Origin of the sequence: Achromobacter sp. (assembly GCF_049647645.1) — a bacterium.
Classification (GTDB): Bacteria; Pseudomonadota; Gammaproteobacteria; order Burkholderiales; family Burkholderiaceae_B; genus Achromobacter.
Genome location: NZ_JBARYB010000278.1, coordinates 1 through 23377 on the forward strand (window position 1 = coordinate 1; position 23377 = coordinate 23377).

The 23377-nt window shown below is 66.4% G+C and carries 21 protein-coding genes; 8 read left to right on the forward strand and 13 right to left on the reverse strand.

Translation table 11 applies throughout. The features are described 5' to 3' along the window. The coding region (locus WBB14_RS32095; RefSeq protein ID WP_424243356.1) for an NfrA family protein at window positions 1-1993 on the forward strand (1993 nt) is incomplete at its 5' end. Between the two features lie 129 nt (window positions 1994-2122). Further along, window positions 2123-2479, forward strand: coding sequence for a hypothetical protein (locus WBB14_RS32100; protein ID WP_424243357.1), 357 nt, complete (start codon window positions 2123-2125; stop codon window positions 2477-2479). Between the two features lie 28 nt (window positions 2480-2507). Here the strand turns inward: WBB14_RS32100 and WBB14_RS32105 are convergent, their stop codons facing one another. The 4 genes from WBB14_RS32105 to WBB14_RS32120 form a co-directional block, all read right to left on the reverse strand. Continuing rightward, window positions 2508-3488, reverse strand: a complete 981-nt coding sequence (locus WBB14_RS32105) for a DUF4434 domain-containing protein (protein ID WP_424243358.1) — start codon at window positions 3486-3488, stop codon at window positions 2508-2510. A gap of 20 nt (window positions 3489-3508) precedes the next feature. Beyond that, window positions 3509-3925 (reverse strand): YidB family protein, encoded by a 417-nt coding sequence (locus WBB14_RS32110; RefSeq protein ID WP_041652833.1) that lies wholly within the window; start codon window positions 3923-3925, stop codon window positions 3509-3511. A gap of 112 nt (window positions 3926-4037) precedes the next feature. After that, window positions 4038-5282, reverse strand: coding sequence for a lytic murein transglycosylase (locus WBB14_RS32115; protein WP_424243359.1), 1245 nt, complete (start codon window positions 5280-5282; stop codon window positions 4038-4040). A 9-nt stretch (window positions 5283-5291) separates the two neighbouring features. After that, the gene (locus tag WBB14_RS32120) at window positions 5292-6113 is read right to left on the reverse strand and encodes a ferritin-like domain-containing protein (RefSeq protein WP_424243360.1); all 822 of its coding nucleotides are present in this window, start codon (window positions 6111-6113) and stop codon (window positions 5292-5294) included. 99 nt (window positions 6114-6212) lie between these two features. Here WBB14_RS32120 and WBB14_RS32125 point away from each other — a divergent pair, with 99 nt between their 5' ends. Then, window positions 6213-7349, forward strand: a complete 1137-nt coding sequence (locus WBB14_RS32125) for a GNAT family N-acetyltransferase (protein ID WP_424243361.1) — start codon at window positions 6213-6215, stop codon at window positions 7347-7349. Window positions 7350-7391: 42 nt separating this feature from the next. On the opposite strand, the gene WBB14_RS32130 is transcribed toward WBB14_RS32125, so the two are convergent. After that, entirely contained in the window at window positions 7392-7862 is a 471-nt protein-coding gene (locus WBB14_RS32130; RefSeq protein ID WP_424243362.1) for a DUF1854 domain-containing protein, read from the reverse strand. Between the two features lie 21 nt (window positions 7863-7883). Further along, the gene (locus tag WBB14_RS32135; protein WP_424243363.1) at window positions 7884-10169 is read right to left on the reverse strand and encodes an ABC transporter ATP-binding protein; all 2286 of its coding nucleotides are present in this window, start codon (window positions 10167-10169) and stop codon (window positions 7884-7886) included. Window positions 10170-10431: 262 nt separating this feature from the next. Here WBB14_RS32135 and cphA (WBB14_RS32140) point away from each other — a divergent pair, with 262 nt between their 5' ends. From cphA (WBB14_RS32140) to WBB14_RS32160, 5 genes are all read left to right on the forward strand, one after another. Then, window positions 10432-13047 (forward strand): cyanophycin synthetase, encoded by a 2616-nt coding sequence (gene cphA / locus WBB14_RS32140; protein WP_424243364.1) that lies wholly within the window; start codon window positions 10432-10434, stop codon window positions 13045-13047. Between the two features lie 61 nt (window positions 13048-13108). Then, window positions 13109-15682, forward strand: a complete 2574-nt coding sequence (cphA, locus tag WBB14_RS32145) for a cyanophycin synthetase (protein WP_424243365.1) — start codon at window positions 13109-13111, stop codon at window positions 15680-15682. A gap of 600 nt (window positions 15683-16282) precedes the next feature. After that, window positions 16283-16483, forward strand: coding sequence for a CsbD family protein (locus WBB14_RS32150; RefSeq protein WP_424243366.1), 201 nt, complete (start codon window positions 16283-16285; stop codon window positions 16481-16483). Between the two features lie 27 nt (window positions 16484-16510). Beyond that, window positions 16511-16675 carry a DUF1328 domain-containing protein gene (locus WBB14_RS32155; RefSeq protein ID WP_006389411.1) on the forward strand — a complete coding sequence of 55 codons (165 nt, stop codon included), beginning with the start codon at window positions 16511-16513 and terminating at the stop codon, window positions 16673-16675. 69 nt (window positions 16676-16744) lie between these two features. Then, complete coding sequence (locus WBB14_RS32160) at window positions 16745-17083, forward strand: BON domain-containing protein (RefSeq protein ID WP_013392352.1); 339 nt, start codon at window positions 16745-16747, stop codon at window positions 17081-17083. A gap of 105 nt (window positions 17084-17188) precedes the next feature. Here WBB14_RS32160 and WBB14_RS32165 read toward each other — a convergent pair whose 3' ends face one another. From WBB14_RS32165 to phaR, 7 genes are all read right to left on the reverse strand, one after another. Next, complete coding sequence (locus WBB14_RS32165; RefSeq protein ID WP_424243367.1) at window positions 17189-18061, reverse strand: PhzF family phenazine biosynthesis protein; 873 nt, start codon at window positions 18059-18061, stop codon at window positions 17189-17191. A gap of 80 nt (window positions 18062-18141) precedes the next feature. Then, window positions 18142-19539, reverse strand: a complete 1398-nt coding sequence (locus tag WBB14_RS32170; RefSeq protein WP_424243368.1) for a 4Fe-4S binding protein — start codon at window positions 19537-19539, stop codon at window positions 18142-18144. 39 nt (window positions 19540-19578) lie between these two features. Further along, the gene (locus WBB14_RS32175; protein ID WP_424243369.1) at window positions 19579-20430 is read right to left on the reverse strand and encodes an FTR1 family iron permease; all 852 of its coding nucleotides are present in this window, start codon (window positions 20428-20430) and stop codon (window positions 19579-19581) included. Window positions 20431-20443: 13 nt separating this feature from the next. Further along, entirely contained in the window at window positions 20444-20767 is a 324-nt protein-coding gene (locus WBB14_RS32180) for a cupredoxin domain-containing protein (protein ID WP_424243376.1), read from the reverse strand. Window positions 20768-20799: 32 nt separating this feature from the next. Then, on the reverse strand, window positions 20800-21336 hold the full coding sequence (locus tag WBB14_RS32185; protein ID WP_424243370.1) for an iron transporter: 537 nt from the start codon (window positions 21334-21336) through the stop codon (window positions 20800-20802). Between the two features lie 167 nt (window positions 21337-21503). Continuing rightward, window positions 21504-22574, reverse strand: coding sequence for a linear amide C-N hydrolase (locus WBB14_RS32190; RefSeq protein WP_424243371.1), 1071 nt, complete (start codon window positions 22572-22574; stop codon window positions 21504-21506). Between the two features lie 143 nt (window positions 22575-22717). Beyond that, the gene (gene phaR, locus WBB14_RS32195; RefSeq protein WP_332015298.1) at window positions 22718-23284 is read right to left on the reverse strand and encodes a polyhydroxyalkanoate synthesis repressor PhaR; all 567 of its coding nucleotides are present in this window, start codon (window positions 23282-23284) and stop codon (window positions 22718-22720) included. Between the last annotated feature and the right edge of the window lie 93 nt (window positions 23285-23377).

Consider the following 23377-nt stretch of genomic DNA (forward strand, 5'->3'; position numbering starts at 1 on the left):
GGCCAAGGCCAACCTGCAGCGCGCGCCAGCCGTGGCCGCGATGCCCGCGGCGCCAGCACCAACGCAAACGCCGGCACAGGTTCAGGCGCAAACGCCGCCCCCCGCCCGCAAGCCCGCGCCGCAGACTCCGTACCAGCGCGCTTATCCCGTGGCGACCCGCGCCTATGCGGACTATGGGCGCCAGGACTACGCGGCCGCCGCTGCTGGCGCCGAGCACGCCTTCCGCGCCGTGCCCAGACAGGGCGAATGGGCCTTGCTGTGGGTGGAATCACTGGGCGCGCAGCAGCGCTACGAGGCCGCCAGCCAGGCCGTCGACACGGCGCTGGCGCTGGGCGCGCCCAACAAGGCCGCGCTACAGGCCAGGCAACAGGCCTTTCAGCAGCAGATCGCCGCGAGCCAGGCGCCCGCCGCGCCGGCTCCAGGCAGCGCGGCCGCCACCGGCGCCTACGCCGCCTACGACAAGGGCGCGTACCAGGAAGCCATCGTCCTGGCCCGCCAGGCCGTGGCCGAAGCGCCGGACAACGACAGCTATGCCCAGCTGCTGACGACCACGCTGGCCGCGGGCACCAAGGCGCAAGCCGCCGAAGCGGAAGCGCGCTTGAGCGACGCCATCGCCCGCCAGCCGGACTCGGCGCAGTTGCTCGCGCAGCGTGGCTACGCGCGCCAACGCCTGGGCCAACCCGCGGGCGCGGTGTCCGACTTCGCGGCCGCGCGCGCGACCGGCCAGGCCCCGCCGCGCCTGATCCTGGACCAGGCCTACGCGCAATCCGCGATGGGCGACAACCGCGCCGCCACCGACTCCCTCAAGCAGGCCATCGACATGGACGACGCCGGCCAACTGGGCCTGACGCCGCTGGAACGCTACAACACGCGCAGCGGCGTCGCCGCGCTGTCGCGCGAATGGGGCGCATCGTTTTCCGCGTCATACCGCGGCGCTCGCCCCGCCAACTCCAGCTTGGGCGGAGCCGCCATCAACACGCCGGGCGACGTGGTGTTCAGCACCGCGGAAATCTTCTGGCGACCGCCGCAGCTGAACAACCGCTGGGGCATGCTGGAAGCCTATGCGCGCAGCTCCAACACGCTGTACGACGGCGGCAGCACCTACGAATCGCGCCGGAACGTGGACCCCTGCACCGGAGAGAGCACGCCGGACAACCGCTCCGCCGACGAGCGTCTGCGCAACAGCAGCTCGGCCTCCGGCATTCCCAGCACCATCGGCGCGCTGGGCCTGCGCTACCTGCTGGCGGATACCGGCGTGACCTTCGGCATCGAACGCCGCTTCTTCCTGGGCTCGGCTACCCGCCAGGGCTACGCCTATCCGGAATCCAGCGCGGTGCAATGCGCGGCGCAGCAGGCCTTCCATGACGCCTACCCCAACCTGCAGGACCAGAGCGCGGTGGCACGCTACAAGCTCAACGGCAATGCCGGCGGCTGGATGACCTACATCACCTATGGCTATTACCAAGGCCGCGAGCTGCGCGTGGACGTGCCGAGCTGGCTCACCATCGAAGGCTACGCGCAGGGCGGCTACCTCTGGGACGACAATAGCGCCCGCTACACCGCCTACTCGGTGGATTCCAAGGGCCAACGCCAACAGGACCTGGGCAGTTCCTCCGGCCGCCTCAAGCGCGACCAGGCCTTCCTGTCTGGCGAACTGCGCGTGGGCCGCAGCTTCCGCGCCACCAGCATCAGCGACAAGCTGGTGCTGTTCCCGTATGCGGTAGTCGGCGCGGACTGGCTGTGGCAGAAGAGCGTGGCCAAGCTAAACGATCTGCCGGGCTACGGCAGCCAGTCGGTGGTCCTGTCCGACCATGGCACCTCGTGGTCGCTGGGCGTGGGCCCCGGCTTCAATATGCGCTACTGGTTCCGCGAAGATCACTACAACGCGCCGCGCTCCTACCTGGACTTCGGCGTCCAATACCGCACCAGCATAGGCGGCGGCGAAAGCGACCGCGCCAAAGGCTGGTTCATGAACATGACGCTGTCGTACTGAGCCGCCGATACACATCATTACAACGATTCATAAGCCCCTAACAATGAATCGGGCATAGTGCTCCGCGCCACGCAGGCAGCGCAATCGCCGCGCGTGCAAACCCGATCCCTCACCGCGTTGGAGATTGAATTGCCGATTTTCAGACAAGCTCGTTTCGCCCTGGCTGCCGCCGCCCTGACCCTGGCCAGCGGCGCCGCTCTCGCCCAACAGACCATGCCGGGCCAGATGCCCAACCTGGCTGCGCTGAGCGGGCAGATGCATGCCGCCGCCGAATATTGCAATGCCTACTCGGCAGCGCAGCTCGATCAGATGAAGCAACAACAGAAGACCGCGACCAGCGCGCAGGGCATGTCGGCCGCTGACTTCGACACCGCCTTCTCGCAGTCCTACGGCCAGGCCAAGACGCAACTGGGCGCGCTGAGCGCAGCCGACAAGGAAAAAACCTGCGCGCAGCTCAAGGCCATGGCCGCAGCGCAGCCGCGATAACCATCTCGTGCGGCAGCGTGTCGGCCGCCTAGAGCGGCCACTCCTGCCTCAAGCGCTGCGCCTCGGGCGTGGGCCCGATCAGCCAGGGATCCGCGGCAAAGGCGACCACGCCTTGCGCGCGGTAACGCCGCGCGATGCGCAACTGCCGGCGCACGCGCGCGGCATCGGCGGAACGGGCATTGAACGTGGTGCCGTCCTGGCGTTCCGACGGTAGTTCCTCGAAGAGTTCGACGATCAGGTCGAACGGCGCGCGCCGCGCCAGCAGCATGCGGTGCAGCGGCTCCAGCGCCTCGTATGCCGCCATGCCGGACACGCCAACCCCGTCCTGCAGCATAGGTCTCAGCCTTGCCGCGTCCAGCAATCCGCTCCACAGGTCGGCCAGGCTCAGCGCTCCCGGCAGCTTGCTGTGGTACGTGGATATCGTGGGTGTCCGCCCAGTCTGTTGCAGCAGCGGATCGGACAGCTCGCGCAGCCACTGCACTAAACGCGCCTGACGATCGGGCGCGGCCCAGCTGTGCTGCTCGATCTCATAGGGGATGTACCAGCCGCGAAAAGCCGCAAGCCCGGTTGCGTTCGACGCCCGCGCATAGGCCAGCGCCTGCGCCTGCGCGGCCTGCAGGAAAGCGGCCAGCGCCGCGTCATCCGGCTCGCCCAGTTGCCGCCACCAGCGCTCGTCGTAGGGCAGGCCCAGTTGCAGTCCCATGCCCAGGCGCTCCGCCTCGTCGAAGATCAGCGCCAGCGTGGGCGCCGGCAGTTGCCAGGGCTGGGCCCCGCCGTTGGCCCCGACCCACTGGATGATGATCTCGCGGAATCCCAGCGCATGCATCGCGGCGATGCGCTCGCGCCAGGCCTGCGGACTCAATTCCAGATGGCTGGGCCACAATTGCCAGAAGGTGCTTTGCACCGACCAGGCCGGCGCGCAGGCGGGCAGGCTGGCGGCCAGCGCCGCCACGCCCAGGCCCTGCAACAGGCGCCGCCGGCTGGTGGAAGCAGGCGCGGACGCCTGCATGGGCTGCCTGGCGATAAGACTTACCCTGCGCGGTTGCCGAAGATGCCCGACAAGGACGCCAGCAGATCGGCCGGGTTGAATTGCTGCTCTCCCTGCACCTCGCCGTTGGGGGTGGCCTTGTCCACCAGTTGCGGCAGCAGCGAGGACAGCGAGCCGAGCACGGAGTCCGTGTCCTGCCCGGTCTTGGCGGCCAGTTCGTTGACGACGCCGGGATCCAGCACGGAACCGAGCTGGTCGGCGCTGACAGGCATGTTCTGGCCGGTGCCCACCCACGAGGCCACGATCTCGTTCAAGCCGCCCTTCTGGAAGCTTGCGATCAGGCCGGACAGGCCGCCCGGGTACTTGTTCAGTTGCTCGATCAGCGCGGGCAGCAGCGAAGCCGAGCCCCCTTGCTGACCGCCGCCGGCCATCGAGGCCAAGGTATCCAATAGGCTCATCATCGTGCTCCTGAAAAATCGGAAAACCAGTATAGGCCCATGCCCGGCGCCCTGCCTGTCATCTGATGGATGACCCCCGGGATCTTTACAAAGCTTGTCTATCCGCGCCCGCTCAGTTGGCGGCCTTCCCCGCCTGCAGGGCCTGCAGCGACTTCAGCCCGGCGCGGCCGTCCGGCCGCAGGCCCAGCTCGCGCTGCGCCGCCTGCAGGGCCTCCCGGGTGCGGGCGCCGATCATGCCATCGGGTTCGCCGATCTCATAGCCGCGAGCAATCAGCAGCCGCTGCAACTCGCGCCGCTGCGCCCGCGACAGACCTGGATCGTCGGTCGGCCAGGCTTGCGCCAACGGACCGCCGCCGCGCAGCCGGTCGGACAGGTGGGCGATGGCCAGCGCATAGCTTTCCGCGGCGTTGTAGGAATACAGGGCGTCGAAATTGCGCGTGACGAGGAAGGCGGGACCGCCCCGGCCCGCCGGCAGCAGCAGCCCCGCCGGCGTGTCGCCCGCGGGCAGCGGCTGACCATCGGCCCGCGTAACTCCGCGTCCAGCCCAGTACGACATCGCGCGCTTGTTCTTCCGGCCCGCGCCCGAGGTATCCAGGCCCGCCGGCAGGCGGACCTCGTAGCCCCATTGCAGCGCGCTGTTCCAGCCCGCGCGCTTGAGGAAATTGGCCGTGGAGGCCAGCGCATCCGGCACGCTATCGACCAGGTCGCGGCGGCCGTCGCCATCGAAATCCACCGCCAGGCGCAAGTAGGTCGAGGGCATGAACTGGGTCTGGCCGAAGGCGCCCGCCCACGAGCCGGTCAGGCGTCCGGGCGCGATATGCTCATCCTGGATGATCTTCAGGGTGGCAAAGAACTCGCCCCGGAAATAGGCCTGGCGCCGACCAAAGCAGGACAGCGTGGACAGCGAAGTCAGCAGGGGCCGGCCGCCCAGGGTGCGGCCATAGTTGCTCTCCACGCCCCAGACCGCGGCGATGGTGGCCGCGTCCACGCCGTAGCGCGACGCGGCGCGGTCCAGGTCGGACTGCCAGCGCGCCATGCCGGCCCGGCCGTCGGCCACGCGCTCGTCGTCGACCAGCGCCGCCATGTAGTCCCAGATGGGTGTCTTGAATTCGGGTTGGGCATCCAGCAGATCCAGCACCGCCATATCGGGCGCGAGCCCTGCGGTATGGGTGTCGAACGTGGCGCCCGAGACGCCGGCCTTGAGCGCCGGGCCGCGCAATTGCGCCAGGCAGGCCGCGTATGCGTCGGCGGCCGAAGCGGCGGGCGCCAGCGCGATGAGCGCGCCGCCCGCCAGGCCTATGGCCAGCGCGCGCAGGCTGCGGGGCGGAAGTGCTTTGTTGGAAGTATCGATGCTCATGTCGTCCAGTCAACCGGCCTGCAGCGCGGCAAGCTCGGCGTCGTCGAATCCGGCGGCGCGGCGCGCCTCCAGGTTGAAGGGTCCGCGCAGCCGGGGCGCCTCGTAGCGCTGCGCCAGTTCGGCATAGCAGGCCACGGGGTCCTTGTCCGCCTGCGCGCACAGATGCTTGTACCAATGGTTGCCGATGGCCACGTGGCCGATCTCGTCGGCCAGGATGATATCGACGATAGCCGCGCTGTCGGCGTCCCCTGCTCCCGCCAGTTTGGCGCGGATTGCGGGAGAGGCGTCCAGGCCGCGCGCTTCCAGCGTGCGCGGCACCAAGGCCAGGCGGGCCAGCAGATCGGCCCGCGTGCGTTGCGCCATGTCCCACAGGCCGTTGTGGGCGGGGAAGTCGCCATAGGCGTGGCCCATGGCGGCCAGGCGCTGCCTGAGCAGATCGAAGTGATAGGCCTCTTCGCGCGCTACGTGCAGCCAGTCGCGGTAGAAGGCTTCCGGCATGCCGGCGAAGCGCCAGATCACGTCCAAGGCCAGATTGATGGCATTGAACTCGATATGCGCCAACGCGTGCAGCAGCGCCGCGCGCCCTTCCTGCGTGCCCATGGAGCGCTGCTTGACCTGGGCCGGGGCCACCAGTTGCGGCAAAGGCGGGCGGCCCGGTAACTCGGCCGTGGCCACGAACACCCGCCCACAGTCCAGCACGGCCTCATCCGAAATGGCGCGCACTGCCGCCAGCTTGTCCTGCCAGGCCATGGCGGCCAGCGCCGCCAGCGCCTGCCCGCGCAAGCAGTCCTGGCCATGCCCGGCCACGGCGGGCGTTGTGTTGCTGTCCATGTTCTTCTCTGTGCCGGGCGGCCTCGCGCCAGCCCGAAATCCCGTGAAAGCGCTATGGCCGCAAGCCTTGCGCATACCCGGAGACTTTATCATTCACCCATGGATTCCCTGCGCCTGACCATAGAGACCGACCTGTCCCGCATCGACGCCCAGCAATGGGATGCGCTGGCAGGAGACCAGCCCTTCCTGCGCCATGCGTTCCTGCGCGCGCTGCACGAAACCGGCTGCGCCGAGCCCCAGACCGGCTGGGCGCCGCATTACCTGGCGTTGTGGCGCGACGGCGCGCTGGCCGCGGCCGCGCCGCTCTACCTGAAATCGCATTCGCGCGGCGAGTATGTGTTCGACTACGCCTGGGCCGACGCCTTCCAGCGTCACGGGCTGCGCTACTACCCCAAGCTGCTGTCGGCCATTCCCTTCACGCCGGTGACCGGCCCCAGGCTGCTGGCAAGCAACGATGAAGACCGCGCCACGCTGGTGCGCGGGCTGATCGCCTTCGCGGAAGAGATCAAGGTCTCCTCGCTGCATTTGCTGTTCCCTTCGGACACCGACATGCGGGCGCTGCGCGAGGCCGGCTTCATGATCCGCGAAAGCGTGCAGTTCCACTGGACCAATCCGGGGTACGCGGACTTCGACGCCTTTCTGGCCACGATGAGCCACGACAAGCGCAAGAAGATCCGCCAGGACCGCAAGAAGGTCGCGGCTGCCGGGCTGTCGTACCGCTGGCTGCGCGGCGCCGCGATAGGCGCGGCCGAGCTGGACTTCTTCTATGAATGCTATTGCCGCACCTACTTCAGCCATGGCAATCCGCCCTACCTGAGCCACGAATTCTTCCGCCGCGCGCAGCGCGAACAGGCCGAGGCCTTTGTGCTGATCCTGGCGGAGCGCGACGGGCAGCCGGTGGCGGCGGCATTGAACCTGGCGGGTGGCGACGCGCTTTATGGCCGCTACTGGGGCGCGACCGAATACGTGCCGGGGTTGCACTTCGAGACCTGCTACATGCAGTCCATCGCCTATTGCATCGCCCATGGCATCGCCCGCTTCGAAGGCGGCGCGCAAGGCGAGCACAAGATGGCGCGCGGGCTGCTGCCCACGCCGACCTGGTCGGCTCACTGGGTCGCGCATCCCGGCTTCGCGGACGCGATCCAGAACTTCCTGGACGAGGAAACCGCGGCCGTGACGGACTATCTGGGAGAACTGGAAACGCACTCCCCGTTCAAGCGGCCGCCGCAAGGCTGAAGCCTGGGGCCTGTTCGCTCCGAACGGCGCCTTGCGCAGGTCCTAGAGAAAGCGGTCCAGCAGCTTGCGGCTGTGCTTGTCCAGCGACTGGATGTCGCGCACCAGGTAGAAGATGCCGTGGCTGTCGGCGATCAGCAGGGTCTGCGGACTCAGGCGGCGGATGTCCTCTTCGCCGCGCAGCGTGAACGACGTCGGGCCGCGGTCGGTATCGACCTGCCAGGTGCTCGGGGTGGCGAAGGTGGAGACGCTGGCCAGCTTGCGGATCTCGGGCATGAACTCCCGGCTCGCCAGCTCTTCCTCGATCAGCGCGCGCTGCGGAGCCGGTACGTCGGCCAAGTGTTCGATCCAGACCAGCTCGTGCCCGTCGACCGTCACCAGCGACAGGCCGCGGCCCGGTTCGCTGATGGGAAAGGCGCGCACGGGCAGCACGCCTTCGTGGGTCTCGCCATCGGCGGACTGGAACTCCAGGCGACCGAAAGCATTGCGGCGCAGCTGAAAAGACGGCAAGGTCATGACGATAATTCCGGTTCCGCGTCAGGCCACGGCGGCCATGTCTTCGCTGCCCGACGCCTGCGCGTCGGCCTCGGCCTGGCGCGCCTGCGCCTGATACAGGCGGTAGTAGGCGCCCTCGCGGGCCATCAGTTCTTCGTGCGGACCCTGCTCCACGATCTGGCCGCGGTCCAGCACCACCAGGCGGTCCGCCTTGCGCAAAGTGCTCAGGCGGTGGGCGATGGCGATCGTGGTGCGGCCGCGCACCAGGTTGTCCAGCGCCTTCTGGATTTCCTTTTCGGTGGTGGTGTCCACCGACGAGGTGGCCTCGTCCAGGATCAGGATGCGCGGATCGATCAGCAGCGCGCGCGCAATCGAGATGCGCTGGCGTTCGCCGCCGGACAGCGCCTGCCCGCGTTCACCGACCAGCGAATCGTAGCCATGCGGCAGCCGCAGGATGAATTCATGCGCATGCGCGGCGCGCGCCGCGGCCACGATCTCGTCGCGGGTGGCGTCCGGCTTGCCGTAGGCGATGTTCTCGGCGATGGTGCCGAAGAACAGGAACGGTTCCTGCAGCACCAGCCCGATGTTGCGCCGGTAGTCCGCCACGCGCACCGAGCGGATGTCGGCGCCGTCGACCAGCACCGCCCCTTCGGACACGTCATAGAAGCGGCAGATCAGGTTGATCAGCGTGCTCTTGCCCGAGCCGCTGTGGCCCACCAGGCCGATCATTTCACCCGGGGCGATGGCCAGGTTCAACCCGCGGATGACCTGGCGGTTGCCATAGCGGAAACCGACGTCGCGCAATTCGATGCGGCCGTTGATGTGCGGCAGCTTGGCCGGATTCTGCGGTTCCGGCACGCTAGAGACGTGGTCCAGGATGTCGAAGATGCGCTTGGCGCCAGCCGCGGCCTTCTGCGTGACCGAGACGATGCGGCTCATCGAATCCAGGCGCATGTAGAAGCGGCCGATGTAGGCCAGGAAGGCGGCCAGCACGCCAACGGTGATCTGCTTCTGCGACACCTGCCAAATGCCGAAGATCCACACCACCAGCAGCCCCACTTCGGTCAGCAGCGTGACGGTGGGCGAGAACAGCGACCAGGTGGTGTTCACGCGGTCGTTGACTTCCAGGTTGCGGTTGTTGGCTTCGCGGAAACGCGCAACTTCACGCTTTTCCTGCGCGAAAGCCTTGACCACGCGGATGCCGGGTATGGTGTCGGCCAGGACGTTGGTGATTTCCGACCAGATGCGGTCGACCTTTTCGAAGCCATGGCGCAGGCGGTCGCGCACCGCGTGGATCATCCAGATGATGAAAGGCAGCGGCACCAGCGTGACCAGCGCCAGCCACGGATTGATGGACACCAGGATGACCGCGGTCATGACGATCATCAGGATGTCGTTGGCGAAATCCAGCAAGTGCAGCGACAGGAACACGCAGATTCGGTCGGTCTCGCTGCCGATGCGGGAGATCAGGTCGCCCGTGCGCTTGCCGCCGAAATACTCGAGCGACAGCTGCTGCAGGTGCTCATAAGTCGTGGTGCGCAGGTCGGCGCCGATGCGTTCGCTGACCCAGGCCAGGATGTAGGTGCGGGCCCAGCCCAGGCCCCAGGCCAGGAACGCCGAGGCCAGCAGCCCGCCCAGGTAGAGGCGGACCTTGTCGTAGTCGATGGGTGCGCCGTTCTGGAACGGAATCAGCACGTCGTCCATCAGCGGCATGGTCAGGTACGGCGGCACCAGGGTGGCGGCCGTGCCCAGCAGCGTCAACACGAAACCCGCCAGCAGCGGGCCGCGGTAAGGCCGGGCAAAACGCCACAGGCGCAACAACGCCCAGGTGGACGACGGCGCCGCCTGTTCCTGGCTGCAGGTCGGACATTCTTCCTCGCCCGCCGGGATGACGTTATTACAGATGGTGCAGGTGCGTTCCGCCAGTTCCTCGACCTGATGGCCGGTCAAACGGATGGCCTGCTGGGTCTCGAACTGCCCCAGCAGACGCAGCGCGCCCGGATTGCGCGCCAGCGTGAAGCGCCAGGCGCCCAGGCGGGAGCTGTCGTCGTGCAATTCCAGCAGCGCGGCGCCGGCGTGGTCGGTCAGGCTGAGCTTTAATTGGGGGCCATATGCCCAGGATTCCCACCGCGGTTCGTCGGGATGGCGCGCCAGCAGCCGGCGATCGGTGGCGGCGATCAGCCCCGGGCGGAACTTCAGGCGCTGATCCAGGTCTATTTCAACCCAGGCCAACAAGGTTTCGCCATCCGCCAATTCGGCGCTGATTTCATCGCGCCAGCGGGCAGGAAAGGCTTCGGCAAGGCCGGAAAGCAGGTTTGGTTTTTTCATTGGAACGCATACCGGGCCAGGACTCTGCCCTACTAGGCGGCAACCGGTTCGCTGCCAGGACTGGCGGCAAACGTGTCCCTTCCTTACAACATAACGATTTCACGCCTTGAAGGCGTCGTATAGTAGCAGCCGATTTTTCTAATTAGGAATATCTGGGATCCCCCACTCGTTGGCATTATTCTAAAGGCGCAACCCCAATAAATTCGCGGTCTTGCATAGGGGCGTCCGCGCGTGCCAACCTGCTTCTCTCGTAAATTAAAACATGAAAAAGAAAGACATTGAATTTCTCGATGTCGTGGCTTTGCGCGGCCCGAACATTTGGACGTACCGCCCGGTACTCGAAGCGTGGGTGGATATCGGCGAACTGGAGGACTACCCCTCCAACACCATTCCCGGCTTTTACGAACGCCTGACGGAATGGCTGCCGACCCTGATCGAACACCGCTGCAGCCCGGGGGTCCGGGGCGGCTTTCTGTCGCGACTGAAGGAAGGCACCTGGCCCGGCCACATTCTTGAACATGTCACCCTGGAACTGCAGAACCTGGCCGGCTTGCGCGGCGGATTCGGCAAGGCCCGGGAAACCTCCACCCGCGGCGTCTACAAGGTCGTGGTGCGCGCCTGGCAGGAACAGGTCACCCGCACCGCCCTGAACGAAGCCCGCGACCTGGTCATGGCCGCCATCGAGGATCGCCCCTTCGACGTGCCCGCCGCCATCGCCAAGCTGCGCAGCCTGATCGACAAGCACTGTCTCGGCCCCAGCACCGCCTGCATCGTCGATGCCGCCGACGACCGCGACATCCCCTACATCCGCCTGTTCGAGGGCAACCTCGTGCAGTTCGGCTACGGCTCGGCCCAGCGCCGCATCTGGACGGCCGAGACCGACCGCACCAGCGCCATCGCCGAAGGCATTTCGCGCGACAAGGACCTGACCAAGGAACTGCTGTCGACCTGCGGCGTGCCCGTACCCGAAGGCCGTCTCGTGCGCAGCGAGGACGACGCCTGGGAAGCGGCCGAGGACATCGGCCTGCCGGTGGTCGTGAAACCCTATGACGGCAACCATGGCCGCGGCGTGTTCACCAACCTGACGACGCGCGAGGAAGTAGTATCGGCCTACCGCGTGGCCGTGGACGAAGGCAGCGGCGTGATCGTCGAACGCTTCGTGCTGGGCAACGAGCACCGCCTGCTGGTCGTCGGCGACCGCATGGTGGCCGCCGCCGCCGGCGAACCGGCCTGGGTGACGGGCGATGGCAAATCCACCATTACCGAACTCATCGACAGCCAGATCAATACCGATCCGCGCCGCGGCCGCACCGAGAACCACCCGCTGAACCCGGTGCGCCTCGATTCCGCCGCGCGGCTGGAAATCGCCCGCCAGGGCCTCACGGAAGACAGCGTTCCACCCGAAGGCCAGCGCGTGCTGGTGCAGCGCAGCGGCAACGTCGCCTTCGACGTCACCGACCGGGTGCATCCCAGCATTGCCGCCACCGTGACCCTGGCCGCGCGCATCGTGGGCCTGGACATCGCCGGCGTGGACCTGGTGGCCGAGGACATCTCCCGCCCGCTGGAAGAGCAGCGTGGCGCCATCGTCGAAGTCAACGCCGGCCCTGGCCTGCTGATGCACCTGAAGCCGGCCGACGGCACACCGCGTCCCGTGGGCCGCGCCATCGTCGACCATCTGTTCCCCGAAGGCGATGCGGGACGTATTCCCATCGTGGGCGTGACCGGCACCAACGGCAAGACCGTGGTGGCGCGCCTGGTGGCCCGTCTGCTGAGCCTGTCCGGCAAGCGCACCGGCCTGGCCTGCAGCGAAGGCCTCTACCTGGACCGCCGCCTGGTGCAAAAGGGCGACCGCGCCGATTTCGCCTCGGGCACGCGCCTGCTGATGAACCGCAACCTGGACGCCGCCGTCATCGAGAACGACAGCAGCGTGATCCTGGGCCAGGGCCTGGCCTACGACCGCTGCCAGGTGGGCGTGGTCACCAACATCGATGACGCCGACCATCTCGGCGACTTCGACATCAACGAAACGGAGCGCATGTTCAATGTGTTCCGCACGCAGGTGGACGTGGTGCTGCCGGGCGGCGCCGCCGTGCTGAACGCGCGCGATCCGCGCGTGGTGGAAATGGCCGAGCTATCCGATGGCACGGTGATCTTCTTCGGCATTGATCCGGCCCTGCCCGCCATCGCCGCGCATCTGCAGCAGGACGGCCGCGCCGTGTTCGTGCGCGACGGCGGCATCGTGCTGGCGCATGGCGGCCGCGAGGAACGCCTGGCCACCGTGGCCGCGATCCCGCTGACGCATGGCGGACGGGTCGCCTTCCAGATCGAGAACGTGCTGGCCGCGGTGGGCGCGGCCTGGGCGCTGGACATCCCCGTGGAGCTGATCCGCGCCGGCATCGAAACCTTCGATATCGACCAGGCCGACGCCCCCTGGCAGTTCACGCTGTTCGAACGCAATGGCAGCACCGTGGTGGTCGACGACGTGCACAACGCCTCGGCGCTGCGCCCCCTGATCGCCGCCATCGACCAGTTCCCGTCGACCACGCGCGCCGCCGTCTATTCGGCCGGCGCCGACCGCCGCGACGCGGACCTGATCGAACAGGGCAAGCTGCTGGGCGACGCCTTCGACCGCGTGGTGCTCTACGACGACCTGACCGTGCGCAGCAAGCGTCCCGAAGGCGAAGCGCGCGCGCTGCTGCGCCAGGGCCTGGCGCAAGGCGCCCGCGTCAAGGACATCCAGGAAGAGCCCGACCACGGCAAGGCCATCCAGAGCCAGCTCGATGGCATTGCCGCCGGCGACTTCGTCCTGCTGCAGTCCGACGAGGCCTTCTCCGGCCCCACCATCGATCTGGTCCGCCGCTGGATTCAGCAATACTGACAATATCTGCGCGCGCCCTCGCACTAGCGGGGCGCGCGTGCGCTAGACAGGAATACCTGCCATGGAAGTTTCCCGTATCCGAGCACTGCGCGGCCCCAATCTGTGGAGCAAGAACACCGCGATCGAGGCCATCGTTTCCTGCGCCGACGCCGAATGCTCCATCGACAACCTGCCTGACTTCGAAGCGCGCCTGCGCGCGCGGCTGCCCCAGACCGGGCTGCTGCGTCCGGAAGGCCATCAGGGCGCGGTCTCCATCGCCCACGTGCTGCAGATCGTCGCGCTGACGATGCAGGCGCACGCCGGCTGCCCCGTCACGTTCGGCCGCACCGCCTCCACCATCGAGCCCGGCGTGTTCCAGGTGGTGGTCGAGTACAGCGAGGAAGAAGTCGGCAAGCTGGCGATGGAACTGGCGCAGGTGCTGGTGCGCGCCGCGCTGGACGACACGCCCTTCGACCTCGCCGACGCCCTCAAGCGCCTGCGCGACCTGGACGAAGACGTGCGCCTGGGACCCAGTACCGGTTCCATCGTGAACGCCGCCACCGCGCGCAATATCCCCTATCGCCGCCTCACCCAGGGCAGCATGGTGCAGTTCGGCTGGGGCAGCAAGCAGCGCCGCATCCAGGCCGCCGAAACCGACCTGACCAGCGCCATCTCCGAGTCCATCGCGCAGGACAAGGACCTGACCAAGATGCTGCTGGACTCGGCCGGCGTGCCGGTGCCCATGGGCCGCTCGGTGACCACCGCCGAGGAAGCCTGGGCCGCGGCCGAGGAACTGGGCGGGCCGGTCGTGGTCAAGCCGCGCGACGGCAGCCAGGGCCGCGGCGTCGCCGTCAACATCGAAACCCGCGAACGGGTGATCCAGGCCTTTGAAGTGGCCGAGGAGATCAGCTCCGAGGTCATCGTCGAACGCTACATCCCGGGCCACGATTTCCGCCTGCTGGTGGTCGGCGGCGCGCTGGTCGCGGCCTCGCGCCGCGATCCGCCGCAGGTCACGGGCGACGGCGTGCAGACCATCCGCCAACTGGTGGACCAGGTCAACGCGGACCCGCTGCGCGGCGATGGCCACGCAACTTCCCTGACCAAGATCCGCTTCGACGATATCGCCCTGGCCACGCTCAGGAAGCAAGGCTTCGAAGCCGACTCCGTGCCGCCCGCCGGCACCCTGATCTTCCTGCGCAACAACGCCAATCTCAGCACCGGCGGCTCAGCCACCGACGTGACCGACGAAGTGCATCCGGAGATGGCTGCGCGCGCGGTGTCGGCGGCCCGCATGATCGGGCTGGACATCTGCGGCGTGGACGTGGTGGCCGAAAGCGTGCTCTACCCGCTTGAAGAGCAGAACGGCGGCGTGGTCGAAGTGAACGCCGCGCCCGGCCTGCGCATGCACCTGAACCCGTCCTTCGGCAAGGGCCGCGCCGTGGGCGAGGCCATCATTTCCAACATGTACGCGGATGGCGACGACGGCCGCATCCCGGTCGTGGCCGTGGCCGGCACCAACGGCAAGACCACCACCGTGCGCCTGACCGCCCACCTCCTGGGCGCCGCCGGCAACCGTGTCGGCATGACGAACTCCGACGGCGTCTACGTCGACAACCTGCGCATCGACACCGGCGATTGCAGCGGCCCGCGCAGCGCTCGCAGCGTGCTCATGCACCCCGACGTGGACGCGGCCGTGTTCGAAACCGCGCGCGGCGGCATCCTGCGCGAAGGCCTGGCCTTCGACCGCTGCAACGTGGCCATCGTCACCAACATTGGCATGGGCGACCACCTGGGCCTGGGCTACATCAGCACGGTCGAAGACCTGGCCGTGGTCAAGCGCGTGATCGTGCAACACGTACATCCCTCGGGCACGGCGGTGCTGAACGCGACCGACCCCATCGTGGCCGAAATGGCCGCGAGCTGCCCGGGCTCAATCACCTACTTCGCCGAGGACCGCAACCATCCCGTGCTGGCCACGCACCGCGCGCAAGGCCTGCGCTGCGTCTACCGCGACGGCGACGCCATCGTGACCGCGCAGCAAGGCGCCGAAGAGACCCGCTACCCGCTGGCCGCCATCCCGCTGACGCGCAACGGCACCATCACCTTCCAGGTCGAAAACGCCATGGCGTCGATCGCCGCCGCCTGGGCCTTGGGCCTGGACACGGACATCATCCGCCGCGGCCTGGCCACCTTCGTCAACGACGCCCAGACCGCGCCCGGACGCTTCAATGTGTTCGACTACCACGGCGCCACGGTGATCGCGGACTACGGCCACAATCCCGATGCCATCCTGGCCCTGGTGCGCGCGGTGGACGCCATGCCCGCCAAGCGGCGTTCGGTGGTCATCAGCGGCGCGGGCGACCGGCGCGATGAAGACATCCGGATGCAGACCGAGATCCTCGGCGACGCCTTCGACGACGTGCTGCTCTACCAGGACCAATGCCAGCGCGGCCGCGCCGACGGCGAAGTGTTGGCCCTGCTGCAGCAGGGCCTGGTCAACGCCAGCCGCAGCAAGCATGTCGAAGAGATCCACGGCGAGTTTCTCGCCATCGATACGGCGCTGGCGCGCCTGGGCGCCGGAGATCTGTGCCTGATCCTGGTCGATCAGGTGGAAGAGGCTTTGGATCACATCGCGCGCCGCATCGCGCAAGCCTGAGCCCTGCGCGGCTCCTGAAGTAGAAACGGGGCGCCTTGAGGCGCCCCGTTTGCGTGTTGCGTCAGCGCGCGCAAGTCAACTGCTGGACGACGCCACGGGCGCGGCAGCCTGGTACCTGTCGGTCACGTGCGTGCATCCCATCGCCGCCATCACGGCCAGCGTCAGCAAGATAGCGCTGCAAAGTCGTTGCGTCATGCGGGTTCCTCTTCCTTTTCTGCGGCCGAACGTGGTTGCCGGTTCCGCCATGACTATACCGTTGCGCCCGCCCGCAAGCCAGCCGCGCACCGCCCTGCCTGCGCCCTCAGATCTGGTTACCAGGCCCACTCAATAAAGGACAAGACATTGCCGAAATGTAACTATCACATCTAGTGCGGCTGCAACCTCTGCTCGCCGGAAACCGGGCCTTTTGGCGCACCGCCGGTCGTTACATTTGCCCACAGCCAGGTTTGACGGCCATGCCGCATGGCCCGTACGGTTGATGCATGGCCTGAACGAGATCTTTTAGATCGACAGGCCCTAGCTGATCAGTGTCCCACTCAACCGCGACAGCCCGGTTTACAGGCCGCAAACCGGATGGCGCTAGCAACAGGAGAGGTCACCATGAACAACGACATCATCGCTGGCAAATGGAAGCAACTGGCAGGTAAGGCCAAAGCCGCCTGGGGCGAGCTCACCGACGACGAGCTGACCCGCACCGAAGGCAACGCCGAACGTTTGGCGGGCTTGATCCAGGAGCGTTACGGCAAGACCCGGGAACAGGCGGAAAAGGAAGTCCGCGACTTTTTCGACCGCAATCCCTGATCCGGCCAACCACCAGGAGAAGCTGACATGCTGCACTACGCCGTAGTTTTCTTCGTCATTGCCATCATCGCGGCTGTCCTGGGCTTCGGCGGCATCGCCGCCGGCGCTGCCGGTATCGCCAAGATCCTGTTCTTCGTCTTCCTGGTATTGGCGCTGCTGTCCATCCTCGGCGGCGCATTCCGCAAGAAATAGAACTCGCACCCAAGACATTACGCAATCCCCGCGTCCCGACGCGCCGAACCACTAACAAGGAGCATGACTATGGAATTCCGCAAGCTGATCGCCGCCGCTGCACTGGGCACGGGCGCCGTCTTCACTTCCATGGCTTTTGCCGCCGATGACGGCAAGCCGAAACAGTCCGTGGGTGAATACGCGTCCGACGCCACCGTGACCACCAAGGTCAAGGCCGCCATCGTGGCCGACAAGCAGTTGAGCGCGCTGGACATTGCCGTGGAAACCAATGCGGGCGTCACCAAACTGACGGGTACCGTGGGCACCGCGGCAGAAGCCGATCACGCCGCCACCGTGGCGCGCGGCGTCGAAGGCGTCAAGCAGGTGATGAACAATATCAAGGTCGACCCGGCCAAGAACAAGAAGTAAGCCCTGGGGGCTATTCAAGCCCTTTCCTGAAAAACAAGGCGGCGCCCGTGTCGAACACGGGCGCCGCCTTGTTTTGGACCGCCCATCAGATGGCGGCCTCGGACCTCAGATATCGATCACGCCCCGGCCTATCTCCAGCGCGCGTCCGCCAACCTGGATCCGGCCGTCGGCATGGACGTCCAGCAGCAATCGGCAGGGCCTGCCCATCTGGTCGCCCTGCTCCACCAGGATGCTGGCGGGCAAGGAACGTTTTTGATGCCGCAGCCAGCCGCCCAGATTGGCGCAGGCGGAACCCGTGCCGGCATCTTCGTTCACGCCACCCCCGGCCTTGGCGTAGAAGTAGCGCGCCACCACCACCTGCCGGCCGTCCTGCTGGCGGCTGTCGTCGAAGGCGAACGCGTACATGACCCTGCGGCCCAGGCTGTTGGCTTGCCAACGGTCCAGCCGGGCGGCGTCCGGCGCGGCGCGGCGCACGGCTGCCACGCTAGCCAGCGGCACCAGCAGCTGATCGGCGCCAGTGTCCACCCATATCGGATCGCCCGACAGATCGCTCGCATCCAGGCCCAGCAAACCAGCGATCTCGGCGCGCTCCAGCGCGGGCGCCGCCGTCCGCACGCCGTCCGGACACGGCGCGGTAAAGGTCCAGGCATCGCCGCGAGCCGTCACTGGCACCACGCCGGCGGCGAACTCCAGGGTCAGCTCATCGCCGGTCTGCCGCAAATCCCGCACGACCTGCGCAGTGCCGATCGTGGGATGTCCTGCGAACTTCATTTCGAAACCGGGGGTGAAAATGCGCACCCGCGCCGCCGCCTTGTCGGACGGCAGGATGAAGGTCGTTTCAGACAAGTTGAACTGCGCCGCCAAATCCAGCATGGTGGCGCCATCCATGCCGCGCGCGTCTTCGAACACGCAAAGCTGATTGCCGCTGAAGGTGGAGGAAGCGAAAACGTTGAGCAGGCGGAATGCGTAGGAGGCCATGGCGGATGCGATTGTTGAAAGAGTTGCGCCGGCCTCGGCCGGCGCAATGCCCAACTTTATCGCAAGCCTCGGGCGTCGTGCTACCAGACCGCGAAAAACAGCACCCAGGCCAGGCAGAACGGCGCCAGGCCGGCTGCCAGCACCAGCCAGGCCAGCCCCTTGCGCCAGGCGCTCGCCAGGCGCGGCTTCAGCAGGCGCGCATACAGGCGCAGCGTCCACAGCACTGCCAGGCTCAGCAGCGTGAAGCGCACAGGCGCGGCCCAGGCGGCTTGCATGCCTTCGTGCTTGAGCAGGTTGACGGTGGTGGCCGACAGGCCCAGGAACACACCGATGCCGGCGGAAGGAATCAAGGCCTGCGCCAGCTTGTGCAGGCCAGGACGGCCCCAGCGCGTCGCGGGCTCGCCCGGCACAGGCGCGGCGGGCGCCAGGCGGTCGGCGATCCACAGCGACAGGAAGGAAGCCCCGCCGACACAGATCGTGGCGCCGACGACGAACATCAGGATGCCCGCGCCGTCCAGCCACGAGAAGCTGTCGTTCACTTCCGGGTAATGCGTCAGGATGAACCAGGGCGCGTTATCCAGCAGCGGCCACATGATGTCGTGTTCGACCAGCCAGGTCGCGGCCCATTGCTTGGCGGTCACATACCAGGGGCTGGCGCTCCAGAGGAAGGCGCCAATCGCGATGCCCATCAGGCCGAAGCACAGCAGCGCCGTCTGCCACGGGTCGCCATGGGTGACATGCACGATCTCTTCTTCGGGCGAACGCGGCGTCAACGCGATCGCGCCGCGATAGCCGCTGCAGCGTCCGCAGACATGGCAATCGCCCGCGCCCTTCATGTGGCGCAGCGGCACCAGCGGCGCACAGTTGATGGGTTCGATGCGGATGACCGGATGGCGCCACTTCTCTTCGTCGACCTTGAAATGCCAAGGCGCCAGCTTAGCCAGCAGGTTGAAGACCCCATTGACCGGGCACAGGTACTTGCACCAAACGCGCTTGCTACGGCCGTAGCGCCAGCCCACGATCATGGCCGCCACCGTCGACCCGCCCAGCACCGCCAGCACCGCCAGCGGATACTGGTACACGCTGACCAGTTGCCCATAGACGGTGGTCAGCGCGAATGCGACGAAAGGCCAGCCGCCCCAGCGCATCCACTTCGGGATCGCACGCCCCTGGCCGCGTTCGCTGGCCCATTCCGTCAGCATGCCCTCGGGACATAGCCAACCGCACCAGGCACGGCCCAGAATCGGCATCGAGATGAGCACGAACGGCCACCACACACCCCAGAAGGCGAACTGCGCGACGATGGTCAGGTTGTTGAACACCGAGGCCGCGTTGTCCGGCAAGGGCAGGACCGCGGGCACGATCAAAAGGAACGCGTACATCGCAACAATGCCCCACTGCAGCTTGCGCAACAGCGGGGCATGGTCACGAAGGAAGTCGGCGATACGGGAGGTTGCCCTCCCGAGTGCAGCTGCCATGGTCAAACCTTCAAATATTCAGTCCGGCAACAGTCGGATTCAGGAAGCGCTGCGGGCCGCGGCGGAAACCCTCGCGGGCTTGCCTCCCACCCAGCGCAGCAGCGCCCAGACGATGATCCAGTAAGCCACCCACAACAGCACCGAAGTCAGCGCCGGCAGAGCGCGGTAGCCGGCGAAATCGGCCAGGATCTTGCCCACGCCGGTGCTGTCGCTCAAGAGCCAGGAGCTGTCCCAGACCGGATCGATGATGGTCGGCAGCACGTCCAGCGAAATCAGGTGATCCAGGCCGCCCACCAGCAGCGAACCGGCCAGCAGCAGCAACAGGATTTCAGTCACGCGGAAGAAACGGCGCCAGGTGATGAGCTTGCCGCCCAGCTGCAGCAGCCAGAACGTCAGCAGCGCCACGACGAAGCCGGCCAGGCCAGCCAGCGCCAGCATCAACATGTTGCTGCCACCCTCGCCGGCCGACACGGTGCCGTATAGGAACACCACGGTTTCGCTGCCTTCGCGCGCCACGGCAATCGCCACCAATATGAAGAGGCCCCACCAGTTGTCGTTGGCGACGGAAGCGCGGGCTCCGCCTTCGAGTTCACCCTTGAGCGTGCGGCCATGCTTCTTCATCCAGACGACCATCTGCACCACCAGCGCGCACGCGGCCAGCGACATGATGGCCTGGAACCATTCCTGGCCTTCGTCGCTGAGCCATGTGGACACGCCCAGCAGCACCAGCGCCAGGGCCACGGCCAGCGCCAGGCCCGCCGCGACGCCGCCCCACAGATAGTTCAGCCCGCGCTTGCCTTCCGGCGTGGAGCGCAGCCAGGTGTACAGAATGCCCACCACCAGCATGGCTTCGACGCTTTCACGCCAGACGATAAAGAGGACCTGTTCCATATATTGCTACCGCTTATTCCTTGGGTTTGACGACCAAGGTGCCCTTCACGCTCTGGTGAAAGTCATCAAAAAAGGGATACTCGCCGGGACGGGAAATGGTGATCACGACAAACGACTTCACCCCCGGCCCCAGGACTTTTTCCTTGCGCAACGGGATGCTCTCGAATTCCACCGGTTCGTTGCTCTCGTTGATGAGTTCGATCTTGAAGCGTCCCGCCGGCACCTCCAGGGTGGCCGGCTCGAACGTGCCGTCAGGCTTGAATCGCAGCGTGAACGTGGGCAACTCGTCAGCCTGCGCGGGCGCCGCGCCGGCCAGGCCCGCCAGGCCGATCAGCATGGCGGCGACAACGCGTAGCAGGCTGCGCACGATCAGTAACCGCCCTTCTTGCCGGTGCCGGCGTAGACGAATTCATATTCCAGGTCGAAGGGTTCGAACCACGGACCCACGCCGGTTTCCTTGTCGACGTGGCGGCCGAAGTGGCTCATCTTGTCCGCAGTGGGCGGCAGTACCGTGTACTTCAGCTTGTACTTGCCCGGGCCTTCCAGCTTGACGTTCTCGCCGTAGTGCGGGCCGTCGTTGGCGACCATGGGCATGAAGGTGCCCTTCTGCACATTCTGGCTGCCGATCTTCTGGATTTCGTACTTCACGACCAGGTAAGGCACCCACTCGCCTTCGGGGAAGCCCGTCTTGTTGCCGGCGGTGGCGTGGATGTCGGCTTCGAGGTGCACATCCGAATCCTTGGCCGGGCGCATCATCCCGGGGGGGTCCATTTCGATCGGTTGCAGATACACCGCGCCGATTTCCATGCCGCCCTTTTCCACCGGTTTGCCGATAGGGTATTCGGCCGCGTTCGCGGCGGAAACGCTCAGAGCGACAATGGCCAGGGCCAAGGCTTTCTTGATCATGTGCATAATCCTTGAAACACAAATGGGACGACGGTTCCTAAAATACAAACAAGAACCGTTTTCATTAATGTAACTAAATCAACTGACAGAACCCTGAACCTGAGACCAGGAAATTCTGAGGATCATTGCTTTTGATCAAGCGGTGCAACAGGTCCGCGCCGCCTCCCTCAAAGCCCGAGGAACTTGAACGGCGCCGACGGCTGGAAAGCGCCGGTGGCGTCGCCCGCAAACGTGTGGCGCTGGTCCGGCCCCAGGTCCAGCTTCAGCACCTTGCCGCTTTCCGGGCTGAAATCCACGGCCTTGAGATCCACCCAGAACGTATTGGGCGTCAGCGCCGACTCGAAGAAGTACAGCTTGCGCTGGTGGTCGAAAACGGTGCGCCAGCGGGTCGACGAAATATTGGGCTGCCCGGGCGTGCTGATGCCGTAGGGCACCGAGACGTTGCGTATCACGCTGAAGACGCTGGCCAGCGCCTTGTTGGGATCGGGATCCTTGGGAATGGCGTTGATATAGAACGAAGCCCGCACGAAACGATCGGCCGCGCGGTTGGTGCCCGGCAGCATGGCGGTGCCGCCGATCTGCCGCCAGTAAGCGTCGAGCGCCAACTGCTGCTCGAACTGAGGCGAGTTGGTCATCACCTGATAGTCGCGGCTGTGGTGGATCACCTGGCGTCCGCCTATGTATTCGATGATGGCGCTGTCGCCGCTCGCGTCCGAGATCGACAGATGCAGCGTGGTCAGGCGGTCCTCGCCCGGCACGTTGTCGGAAACGATGGTGTAGGGCTCCTGCTCCAGCGCCGCCACGGCCTCCTTGACGGTGGCGTAGTTGTCCAGCACGTACTGCGCCCACGCGGCGATGGTCAGGCCGGGCTTGCTCTGCGCGTCGAATGCCGGGTACTGGGACTCGGCCAGCCACAGCAGATTGGCGCTCAGGCCCGCTTCATTCACACCGTCGGTGGTCGAGATGTCGTAGCCTGACGTGACCACGCTGCCGTAGCGCGAGGTCCAGCGCAGGGAGTTCGGGCCGGCCTCGCCGCTGCGCGCCATGCCGCGCGGCAGCACCCACAGGTTGCTGGTGATCTCGTTCTTCCAATCCATCGAACGCGCCGTGACCACCTGATCGTGGGCGCCGTGGTAAACCACGCGCGTGCAGGCCCAAGCGGCCGGCGACGCCGATAGGGCCGTCAGTCCGGCCAATGCCGTGCAGGCCAAGCGGGAAAATGCCTTGTTCAGTCTCATGCTTGCACTCCGGGGATTCTGTTCTTTTGAATGCCGCGCAAGCAAGGGCTGCTGCGCCATGATGAAAAACACCCCAAGAACCGGACCGCTATCCGGCTGTTGGGGTGCTGATCGATGAGGCCGCGCCTGGCGCAGCCCCGCCGTTACTTGCGTCCGGGACCTTGCGTGCCGCCGGGCGTGAACGGGAAGGTCGAAAACATGGCGCGCGTCTGATCCTGCATCTGGTCCTGCATCTGCACGAACAGATTCTTGCTCTGGTCGATGTAGTTATTCATCATGTTCTGCAGCATGGGCGTCTGCACGTTCATGAACTGGGCCCAGGCCTCGGGGCCGAACTGGCTGCCGTACAGGCCCTTGGACTGTTCCGCCATGCGCTGCTGGATTTCGATGAAGGCCTGGATGTTCTTTTCCAGGTAGGAACCCATGATGCCCTGCATGGCATGGCCGTAAAAACGGATGATCTGCGAAAGCATGTTCGACGAGAACATCGGCATGCCGCCGCTTTCCTCTTCGAGAATGATCTGCAGGAGGATGCTGCGCGTCAGGTCTTCGCTGCTCTTGGCATCGACGACCTGGAATTCTTCATTGGCCAGGACCAGTTGCTTGACATCTGCCAGGGTGATGTAGGTGCTGGTCCGGGTGTCGTACAGACGACGGTTGGGGTACTTTTTAATCAGGCGCAGGCTGGCGCCGGTTTGTGCTTGCGTCATGGTTGTCCCCGGATCGGGCGATCTCTAAGGCTTCGGATAGGGTTAGTGTAATCCGGAGGGCCCTCTCCCCGAGGCCCTCCGGTACCGACGGGC

Coding starts and splice junctions, on each gene's coding strand:
- WBB14_RS32175 (WP_424243369.1), bottom strand. CDS start 20,430: ATGGAACAGGTCCTCTTTATCGTCTGGCGTGAAAGCGTCGAAGCCATG.
- WBB14_RS32165 (WP_424243367.1), bottom strand. CDS start 18,061: ATGGCCTCCTACGCATTCCGCCTGCTCAACGTTTTCGCTTCCTCCACC.
- WBB14_RS32150 (WP_424243366.1), top strand. CDS start 16,283: ATGAACAACGACATCATCGCTGGCAAATGGAAGCAACTGGCAGGTAAG.
- WBB14_RS32115 (WP_424243359.1), bottom strand. CDS start 5,282: ATGAGCATCGATACTTCCAACAAAGCACTTCCGCCCCGCAGCCTGCGC.
- WBB14_RS32125 (WP_424243361.1), top strand. CDS start 6,213: ATGGATTCCCTGCGCCTGACCATAGAGACCGACCTGTCCCGCATCGAC.
- WBB14_RS32120 (WP_424243360.1), bottom strand. CDS start 6,113: ATGGACAGCAACACAACGCCCGCCGTGGCCGGGCATGGCCAGGACTGC.
- WBB14_RS32155 (WP_006389411.1), top strand. CDS start 16,511: ATGCTGCACTACGCCGTAGTTTTCTTCGTCATTGCCATCATCGCGGCT.
- WBB14_RS32110 (WP_041652833.1), bottom strand. CDS start 3,925: ATGAGCCTATTGGATACCTTGGCCTCGATGGCCGGCGGCGGTCAGCAA.
- cphA (WP_424243365.1), top strand. CDS start 13,109: ATGGAAGTTTCCCGTATCCGAGCACTGCGCGGCCCCAATCTGTGGAGC.
- WBB14_RS32135 (WP_424243363.1), bottom strand. CDS start 10,169: ATGAAAAAACCAAACCTGCTTTCCGGCCTTGCCGAAGCCTTTCCTGCC.
- WBB14_RS32180 (WP_424243376.1), bottom strand. CDS start 20,767: ATGCTGATCGGCCTGGCGGGCCTGGCCGGCGCGGCGCCCGCGCAGGCT.
- WBB14_RS32105 (WP_424243358.1), bottom strand. CDS start 3,488: ATGCAGGCGTCCGCGCCTGCTTCCACCAGCCGGCGGCGCCTGTTGCAG.
- phaR (WP_332015298.1), bottom strand. CDS start 23,284: ATGACGCAAGCACAAACCGGCGCCAGCCTGCGCCTGATTAAAAAGTAC.
- WBB14_RS32160 (WP_013392352.1), top strand. CDS start 16,745: ATGGAATTCCGCAAGCTGATCGCCGCCGCTGCACTGGGCACGGGCGCC.
- cphA (WP_424243364.1), top strand. CDS start 10,432: ATGAAAAAGAAAGACATTGAATTTCTCGATGTCGTGGCTTTGCGCGGC.
- WBB14_RS32190 (WP_424243371.1), bottom strand. CDS start 22,574: ATGAGACTGAACAAGGCATTTTCCCGCTTGGCCTGCACGGCATTGGCC.
- WBB14_RS32170 (WP_424243368.1), bottom strand. CDS start 19,539: ATGGCAGCTGCACTCGGGAGGGCAACCTCCCGTATCGCCGACTTCCTT.
- WBB14_RS32130 (WP_424243362.1), bottom strand. CDS start 7,862: ATGACCTTGCCGTCTTTTCAGCTGCGCCGCAATGCTTTCGGTCGCCTG.
- WBB14_RS32185 (WP_424243370.1), bottom strand. CDS start 21,336: ATGATCAAGAAAGCCTTGGCCCTGGCCATTGTCGCTCTGAGCGTTTCC.